The 8,413-nt window shown below is 70.5% G+C and carries 6 protein-coding genes; 3 read left to right on the top strand and 3 right to left on the bottom strand.

Going from position 1 to position 8,413, the window contains the following annotated elements; genetic code table 11:
* Window positions 1-602: 602 nt before the first annotated feature.
* A complete protein-coding gene (locus G412_RS0130650) occupies window positions 603-1,160 on the bottom strand; it encodes a MarR family winged helix-turn-helix transcriptional regulator (RefSeq protein WP_028815366.1) in 558 nt (185 codons plus the stop codon).
* Window positions 1,161-1,297: 137 nt separating this feature from the next.
* Between G412_RS0130650 and G412_RS36835 the strand changes: the two genes are divergently transcribed.
* On the top strand, window positions 1,298-2,578 hold the full coding sequence (locus G412_RS36835) for an MFS transporter (protein ID WP_208857961.1): 1,281 nt from the start codon (window positions 1,298-1,300) through the stop codon (window positions 2,576-2,578).
* Here G412_RS36835 and G412_RS0130640 read toward each other — a convergent pair.
* Both G412_RS0130640 and G412_RS0130635 read right to left on the bottom strand, forming a co-directional pair.
* Window positions 2,575-4,263: an ATP-binding SpoIIE family protein phosphatase gene (locus tag G412_RS0130640; RefSeq protein WP_028815365.1), complete on the bottom strand. Its 1,689-nt coding sequence runs from the start codon at window positions 4,261-4,263 to the stop codon at window positions 2,575-2,577. The genes G412_RS36835 and G412_RS0130640 overlap by 4 nt on opposite strands.
* 192 nt (window positions 4,264-4,455) lie before the next feature.
* Entirely contained in the window at window positions 4,456-5,796 is a 1,341-nt protein-coding gene (locus G412_RS0130635; RefSeq protein ID WP_028815364.1) for an NAD(P)/FAD-dependent oxidoreductase, read from the bottom strand.
* Between the two features lie 331 nt (window positions 5,797-6,127).
* Here G412_RS0130635 and G412_RS0130630 point away from each other — a divergent pair, with 331 nt between their 5' ends.
* Together G412_RS0130630 and G412_RS36830 are read left to right on the top strand one after the other, a co-directional pair.
* Window positions 6,128-6,931: a TetR/AcrR family transcriptional regulator gene (locus tag G412_RS0130630; RefSeq protein WP_028815363.1), complete on the top strand. Its 804-nt coding sequence runs from the start codon at window positions 6,128-6,130 to the stop codon at window positions 6,929-6,931.
* A 259-nt stretch (window positions 6,932-7,190) separates the two neighbouring features.
* Window positions 7,191-8,413 (top strand): sigma-70 family RNA polymerase sigma factor (locus G412_RS36830; RefSeq protein ID WP_037650470.1); only part of this gene is annotated, 1,223 nt, incomplete at its 3' end.

Raw genomic sequence — 8,413 nt, 5'->3', positions numbered from 1 at the left:
CGCTGTGTTCGCCCGGGCCGTCACACGTGACGACCCAGGACTTTTCAAAGGAACCACCAACCCACCAAAGATGGGCCGGGGTATCAACATATCTGGCGTTGACTTTTGGCACGCTGTTGAGTTCTCAAGGAACGGGCGCTTCCTTTGTACTCACCCTCGCGGGCTTTCCTCCGGGCTTTCGTTCGGTATTTCGTGTTTCCGACTCTATCAGACTCTTTCGTGTCCGACTTCCTCGGCGCTTTCCAGTTCTTCGCTTTCGCGTTTCCCTTTCCGGCGGTTCCGACTCTATCAGGTCCTTTCGGGCCTGACTCCCAGTCAGCGGGATTCGCCTTTCCGGCTGTTCGGCCGTTCCGACGCCCTGAACTCTAGCGGATTTCCCGGGCGGCTCATAATCGAGCCTGTCGAATAAATTCCGGCATGCCGAAATTATCTCCGAGTGGGAGATCGTGCAGAGGTTGGGTTTGCCGCGTTCGCGGCGAGCGGCTGCCGCAGAACCGTTCCGGCTCTGTGACAACTCGAAGAACCTTACGGATCGGCAGGGGCTGTGTCAACCCCCAACCAACTCCCGCCGCAGCCGCACCGGAGCCGGGGCTGATTCGCCGTCAGTCCAGGTCCGTCAGACGGCCGCCTGCGTCCGGCTGGGCGTCCTCGACCCTGCGCAGCAGGCGGATCAGCATGTCGCCGAGCGAGCCGCGTTCGTCGGCGGAGAGGTCCTGGAGCAGGTCCTCCTCGAAGCTCGACGCCATGCGCATCGCCTCAAGCCACTTGGCGCGGCCCTCGTCCGTGAGCTCCACGATCACGCGGACGCGGTTGTTCTCGTCGCGGTCCCGGGTGACCAGGCCGTCCGCCGCCATCCGGTCGATGCGGTGCGTCATGGCGGCCGGAGTGAGGCCGAGTCGCTTCGCGAGCTCGCCGGGGCCCAGCCGGTACGGGGCCCCGGAGACCACGAGGGTCTTGAGGACTTCCCACTCCGTGTTGCTGATGCCGAGTGCGGCGACCTGGCGGCCGTACGCGACGTTCATACGCCGGTTGAGGCGGCCCAGGGCCGAGACGACCTTCTCGACCTGCGGGTCCAGGTCGCCGTACTCCCGCTGGTAGGCGGCGATCTGTTCGTCGAGGCTCGGCTCCTGGGGGCCGTGCGGCTCTGGGGTGTCAGGCATGCCGCGCAGTATGACACGGAGTCGTTGGCGGTTAAGTCCTTCGGTGTGTATTGTTGAGGTCCTAACTTTAGAGTTGAAGTCTTCAGACTTCAGCTCTTTTCTTCGAAACCTTGAGGCAGGTGAGTGTGACCAGGGCAATGGGCGCCGCGATGCGCCGGATCCAGATGGGGAACGCGCTGAGTGCGTTCGGTATCGGGTTCACCGTTCCGTATCTGTATGTGTACGTCGCCCAGGTGCGGGATCTGGGTGCGAGTACAGCAGGTGTGGTGCTCGCCGTCTTTGCTGTGGCCGCACTTCTCGTCCTGCCGTTCACCGGGCGCGTCATCGACCGGCGCGGGCCGCTGCCCGTGCTGGTCGGCGGTGCTGTCAGTGCCGCCGCCGGCGCTCTGGCCATGGGGCTCGCGAGCAGCGTGCCCATGGTGCTGCTGTCCGCCGCGCTGCTCGGCGCGGGTACGGCGGTCGTGCAGCCGGCGCTCGCCACCATGATCGTGTGGTGCTCCACGCCCGCCACCCGTACGCGGGCCTTCGCCATGCAGTTCTTTCTGGCGAACCTGGGCCTCGGCATCGGCGGTCTGATCGGCGGCCAGCTCGTCGACGAGAGCCGGCCCGACAGCTTCCTGCTGCTCTTCAGCATTGAGGCCGTGATGTTCCTGGTGCTCGCCGGGATCGGTGCGAGCGTCCGGCTGCCGCGTGCGGCTGTCATTCCCGGCGCCATGCCGCAGGATGACGCCGCTCCCGGGGGCGGACTGCGGGCGCTGCTGAAGCACCGGGCGATGGTGCAGCTGTGCGGGCTCGGGTTTGTGCTGTTCTTCGCCTGTTACGGGCAGTTCGAGTCGGGCCTTGCCGCGTACGGCACCGAGGCGGCGGGGATCGAGCCCTCGGCACTCGGGATGGCGCTGGCCGCCAACACCGCGGTCATCGTGATCGCGCAGTTCGTGGTGCTGCGGCTGGTCGAGCGGCGGCGGCGGTCGCGGGTCATCGCGCTGGTCGGTCTCATCTGGACCGTCGCGTGGGTCGTTGCGGGTTACGCCGGTCTCGGGCACGGCAGCCAGACGATGGCCACGGCCGCGTTCATCTCGACGTACGCGCTCTTCGGGCTCGGCGAGGCGATGCTGTCGCCGACCGTCGCTCCGCTGGTCGCCGATCTGGCGCCGGAGTCGATGATCGGGCAGTACAACTCGGCCTTCGCGCTGGTCAAGCAGTTCGCTCTGGCCGTGGGGCCCGCGGTGGGCGGGCCGATGGGCGCGTCGCTGCACGCGCCGTACATCCTCACCTTCATCGTCTTCTCGCTGGGCATCAGCGTGCTGGCGCTGCGGCTCGGCAAGCGGCTGACGGCGGTGCAGGACAAGCCGCTGCCGGCCAAGTCGCTGGTCGTCGCGTCGGGCGCACCGGCGAAGGACCTCGCTCCGGCCGGTTAGGGCGTGCCCGTCGGCAGGGCGAATTCGCACCAGACCGCCTTGCCGCCGCCCGGCGTGCGGCGGCTGCCCCAGGACGAGGCGATCGTCGCGACGATCGAGATACCGCGGCCCGCCTCGTCCACCGGTTCGGCGCGGCGGCGGCGCGGCAGATGGTCGTCACCGTCCGTCACCTCGATGATCAGGCGGCGGTCGGTACGGCGCAGGCGCAGGCGCATCGGTGGCGTGCCGTGCTGGAGGGAGTTGGCGACCAGCTCGCTCGCCGCCAGTACGCCCAGGTCGCACAGCTCCACCGGGAAACGCCAGGAGGCCAGCACTCCGGTCGCGAAGGCGCGGGCGCGGGGGGCCGCCTCGATGCCGCCGAGCAGCTCCAGTGCGGCGTTGTGGAAGAGCTCCGCGTCCGGGCCAGTGCGGGTGGGGTGCTGGAGGACCAGTACGGCTACGTCGTCGTCGTGCTCGGCCGTGACGCCCAGCGCGCGGATCAGGCGGTCGCAGACGACCTGGGGCGTGCCGGTGGCGCCGGACAGGGCGCGTTCCAGCGCGGCCACGCCCTCGTCGATGTCCTCGCGGCGGCGCTCGACGAGACCGTCCGTATAGAGGACAGCCGTGGAGCCCGGCGGGAGGGCGATCGTGCCCGAGGTGTGCATCCAGCCGCCGGTGCCGAGCGGGGGGCCTGTGTGGTCCTCGGCGCGGCGGACCGTGCCGTCCTCGTCGCGGACCAGGATCGGGAGGTGGCCGGCGGACGCGTACACGAGGCGGCCCTCGTTGGGGTCGTGGACGGCGTACGCGCAGGTGGCGATCTGGCTGGCGTCGATCTCGGCGGCGAGGCCGTCCAGGAGCTGCAGGACTTCGTGGGGCGGAAGGTCCAGGCGGGCGTACGCGCGGACCGCCGTGCGGAGCTGGCCCATGACGGCGGCGGCGCGCACCCCGCGGCCCATGACGTCGCCGATGACCAGGGCCGTACGGCCGGCGCCGAGGGTGATGACGTCGTACCAGTCGCCGCCGACCGCCGCGTCCGTGCCGCCCGGCTGGTAGGTGGCGGCGATGCGCAGGTCGTCCGGCTGCTCCAACTCCTGCGGGAGGAGGGAACGCTGGAGGGTCACGGCCGTCTCGCGCAGGCGGCGCTCACTGGCGCGCAGGCGCTCGGCGGCCTCCGCGTGGTCGGTGACGTCGGCGGCGAAGACGAGCACGCCGCCCTCTCCGCCGCCTTCGTCCCCTGCTGGGCCGGCGGGAGTCTCGATCGGCGTACAGGTGACGGTGTACGAGCCGCCCTTGGGCACCTTGCGGGACTTGACCGTACGGGACGTGCCGCTGCGCAGGACCTGGTCCATGAGCGGGAGCAGGCCGAGCTCGTCGAGCTCGGGGAGGGCGACGGCGGCGGGAGCGCCGGTCTCGCGGGGGCCGAAGGCGGCGGCGTAGGCGTCGTTGACGTACGCGACACGGTGCTCGGGGCCGTACACCAGGGCGACGAGCGCGGGGAGCCGGCCGAGGATCTCGCGGACGGAGAGGTCGGTCAGAGGGTGCGGGGGGTGCATGGCGGCGTCGCCGGGCGCGGCCGGGGCGTCGGGCCCGTGCTCGGACTGCCGGCCGTACTCAACGCGAGCCGCCGGGACGGAACCGCGGTCGGTCCGCGCTGCGGCGCGGCGCTGCGTTCCGGGGAGACGGGCGCTCCAGCGCGTGAAGTTCACTGACTTTCAAGCCTCATGGTGTCGCGTTGCGTTGTGTTGCGTCGCTGACGCTTCGGTCGCTGTGGGGATTGCTGGGGTTGCTGGGGTTGCTGTGAGGGGAGGAGCTGCTGTGCCGTTACAGCGGGTGACTCTGAGCGGGTGTGAGCCAACCTATGGTCACATGCCCAGTGTGACCGACCGCACTGACAGTCGTCACTTGTTCTTGGGTGGCTCGCCGCCCGCGGCCAGTTCGAATTCGGCTCGCGGATGCTCCAGGGAGCCGAGTGAAACGATCTCGCGTTTGAAGAGTCCGGCGAGTGTCCATTCGGCGAGGACCCGTGCCTTGCGGTTGAAGGTGGGCACCCGGCTGAGGTGGTACGTACGGTGCATCAGCCAGGCCGGGTAGCCCTTGAGCTTGCGGCCGTAGACGTGCGCGACACCCTTGTGGAGACCGAGCGAGGCGACCGAACCGGCGTACTTGTGCTCGTAGTTCTTCAGCGGTTCGCCGCGCAGGGACGCCAGGACGTTCTCGGCCAGGACCTTGGCCTGGCGTACGGCGTGCTGGGCGTTGGGCGCGCACTCCTTGTCCTTCTCGTCCGCCGTCAGGTCGGGTACGGCGGCCGCGTCCCCGGCGGTCCAGGCGTGCTCGGTTCCTTCGATCGTGAGCTTGGCGGTGGCGGTGAGGCGGCCGCGTCCGTTCAGCGGCAGGTCGCTCGCGGCGAGGACCGGGTGCGGTTTGACGCCCGCGGTCCATACGACGGTGCGGGTGGGGAAGCGCGAGCCGTCGCTGAGGACGGCGACGCGGTCCGCGCAGGAGTCGAGACGGGTCTCCAGGCGTACGTCGATATTGCGGCTGCGCAGTTCACGGATCGCGTATTTGCCCATTTCCTCGCCGACCTCGGGGAGGATGCGGCCCGTGGCCTCGACGAGGATCCACTTCATGTCCTGGGGTTTGACGTTGTGGTAGTAGCGGGCGGCGTAGCGGGCCATGTCCTCCAGCTCGCCGAGCGCCTCCACGCCCGCGTATCCACCGCCGACGAAGACGAAGGTGAGGGCGGCGTCGCGGACGGCGGGATCGCGGGTGGCGGACGCGATGTCCATCTGCTCGATGACGTGGTTGCGCAGGCCGATGGCCTCTTCGACGGTCTTGAAACCGATGGCGTAGTCGGCGAGGCCGGGGATGGGCAGGGTGCGGGAGACGGAGCCGGGCGCGAGGACGAGTTCGTCGTACGTGATCTCCATGCCGCCGGTGCCCTCCTCCTCGGTGGCGAGGGTCGTGACGGTCGCGGTGCGCTTGGCGTGGTCGATGGACTTGGCCTCGCCGATGACGATTTTGCACTTGTCCAGGACACGGCGGAGCGGGACCACGACGTGGCGCGGGGAGATGGAGCCGGCCGCCGCTTCGGGCAGGAACGGCTGATAGGTCATATAGGGATCAGGAGTCACCACAATGACCTCGGCCTCGCCGCTTCTCAGCTTCCGCTGGAGGTGCAGCGCGGTGTACATCCCGACGTAGCCGCCGCCGACAACGAGAATGCGCGCAGGTTCTGTCACTGTCCCATGACGCAACGGCCGCAGGAGTTTGTCCACAGGCCCGGCAAATTGTGTGACCGGGCGGCGTGTGTGCCGCGTGCTGCGGCGATTTCCGCTCGGCCTTGAAGGCTCGCAGGTCAGCGCATGGGGAGGGGGTGCCGACAGTGGCCGAATCAGGAAGGTTTTGGTCGATACTCCGATCGGGCGGGCGCTCCGTGCGGAACTACCCCCTTCTGAATCTACGCGCGCTCAACTATGTTCGTATCTCGTCGGGGCGGCCAGGTCTGCGGTCCCGGCCGACTATGAGGGCGGGGAGTCTCCGGGGGGAGACATCATTACCGGGGGAACGCTGATGCACATTCAGGAGTCTCATTGGCAGTCTGCCGTCACATCCGACGGCAACGGGCGCGCGGGGACAGGCGGATCTCGCTCCGCGCCGCTGCGTGTGGACGCACAGCGCAATCTTGAGCATGTACTGCGGGCCGCTCGCGAGGTGTTCGGCGAGCTGGGCTACGGGGCGCCGATGGAGGACGTGGCGCGACGGGCCAGGGTCGGCGTCGGGACGGTGTACCGCCGCTTCCCGAGCAAGGACGTACTGGTGCGCCGCATAGCCGAGGAGGAGACCTCCCGGCTGACCGATCAGGCGCGCACGGCCCTGGGGCAGGAGGACGAGCCGTGGTCGGCGCTGTCCCGCTTCCTGCGTACTTCGGTGGCGTCCGGCGCGGGCCGGCTGCTGCCGCCGCAGGTGCTGCGCGTGGGCGTGGACGGCGGCGACGGCGGTGACGGCGGCGAGTCGCCGCTGGTGCGGGGTGAGGTGCGGGTGCCGCAGCAGCGGCAGTCCGTCGGCCCGGTGCCGGGAGCGGCCGGGGGCCCGGCGGCGCCGGAGCTGCGGCTGGTCGAGCAGCGGCCCGTGGGTGACGGCCCCGAAGGCCTGGGGAGTGACGACGCGGGTGCCTCGGAGCTGCTGGAGGTCGTGGGGCGGCTGGTGGACCGGGCGCGTGCGGCCGGTGAGCTGCGTAGCGATGTGACGGTGGCCGACGTGCTGCTGGTGATAGCCACGGCCGCGCCTTCACTGCCGGACGCGGCGCAGCAGGCGGCGGCTTCCGACCGGCTGCTGGACATCCTGCTGGAGGGGCTGCGGTCCAGGCCGGCGTAGGCCCGTACGCCCGTGAGGGCTTGGGTGCGGGGTTTCGTCCGTCGGCCCGCTTGTTCGCCAGGTGGCGGACGGGCGGGCCTGCCGGTTCCCGGCGGCGGTTGAAGCGGTGAGTCTTCCCGTTCGAGTGAACGCTAGTGCTCGCATACGGGAAAACTCCCCGGATGAGTGGTTGCCCGGTCGGTGCAATGGGCCGTGGTTCGCTCTGTGGGATTCTTGGCCGGTATTTCTGGCCGAGGGTGCTTTACGGGGGGCTTCCGCTATGGGTGTTGAGGGGCGGGACGAGCCGCTCGACCGTGCCGGCATGGAGCCCGACGGCCTGCCTTCGCGACAGGTGCCGAGCCAGGCGGGGCCCCGCCGGTCGGGCGGAAACACCGGGGGCGGGGCGGGCGGGGGTCGCCGCGCAGACGCGGATGACCGCGCGGACGCCCACGGCGGCGGGACCGTACTGCCGGGGCCTTGGCGGCCGGCTGTGGACGGTGACGACGCGCGTGTCCACCAGCAGCGCGAGGCAAGGAGCGAGGACAGAAACGGGGGCCGTGGTCCGGCGGCGCAGGCGCCGACGTCCGACGCCGCGCTGATCCATCGGATGCGCGGGGGCAACGACAGTGCGTACGAAGAGCTGTTCCGGCGCCACTGCGACGCCGTCCGGCGGTACGCCCGCACCTGCTGCCGGGACGCCCACACCGCCGACGACCTGACGGCCGAAGTGTTCGCGCGCACGCTGCAGGCGGTGCGCGGGGGCTCCGGGCCCGAGCACGCCGTACGGGCGTACCTGCTGACGACGGTGCGGCGGGTGGCCGCCGCATGGACGAAGACCGCCAGGCGTGAGCACCTGGTCGAGGACTTCGCGGTCTTCGCCGCGCAGTCCGCCCGTTCGGTGGACCCGTCGGACGACGACACCCTGGAGCTGGGAGCCGACGTACGGGCCATGCACGAGGCGGAGCGCACGCTGGCCATGCGGGCGTTTCGCAGCCTGCCCGAGCGCTGGCAGGCAGTGCTGTGGCACACCACGGTCGAGGAGGAGTCGCCGAGTGAGGTGGCGCCGCTGTTCGGGCTGACCGCGAATGCCACGGCTGTGCTGGCGAGCCGGGCACGGGAGGGCCTCAAGCAGGCGTATCTCCAGGCGCATGTGAGCACCGCGCTGACGGCGGGCGGCGACTGCGCGCGGTACGCCGACCGGCTCGGCGCGTATGCCAGGGGCGGGCTGCGGACGCGGGCGGAGCGGGGGCTGCGCAAGCATTTGGAGGAGTGCGCGCGGTGCCGGGTGGCGGCCGGTGAGCTGAACGAGGTCAACGCCGGGATTCCGGCGCTGCTTCCGGTCGCGGTCATCGGCTGGTTCGCCGGCGGGTACGCGGTCAAAGCGGCCGGTCTGGTGGCGGGGGGTGCTGCGGGGGCGGCGGGGGCGGCCGGCGCGGGGGCTGCCGCCGCGGCGACCGGCGGGGCGGCGGGCGGGGGTTCGAGTGCGGCCGGGGGCGCGGCCGG

The organism is Streptomyces flavidovirens DSM 40150 (genome assembly GCF_000429085.1).
GTDB classification, from domain to species: domain Bacteria; phylum Actinomycetota; class Actinomycetes; order Streptomycetales; family Streptomycetaceae; genus Streptomyces; species Streptomyces flavidovirens.
Note: the sequence above shows the minus strand (reverse complement) of the source record. Positions and strands in the feature narration are given on the sequence as shown.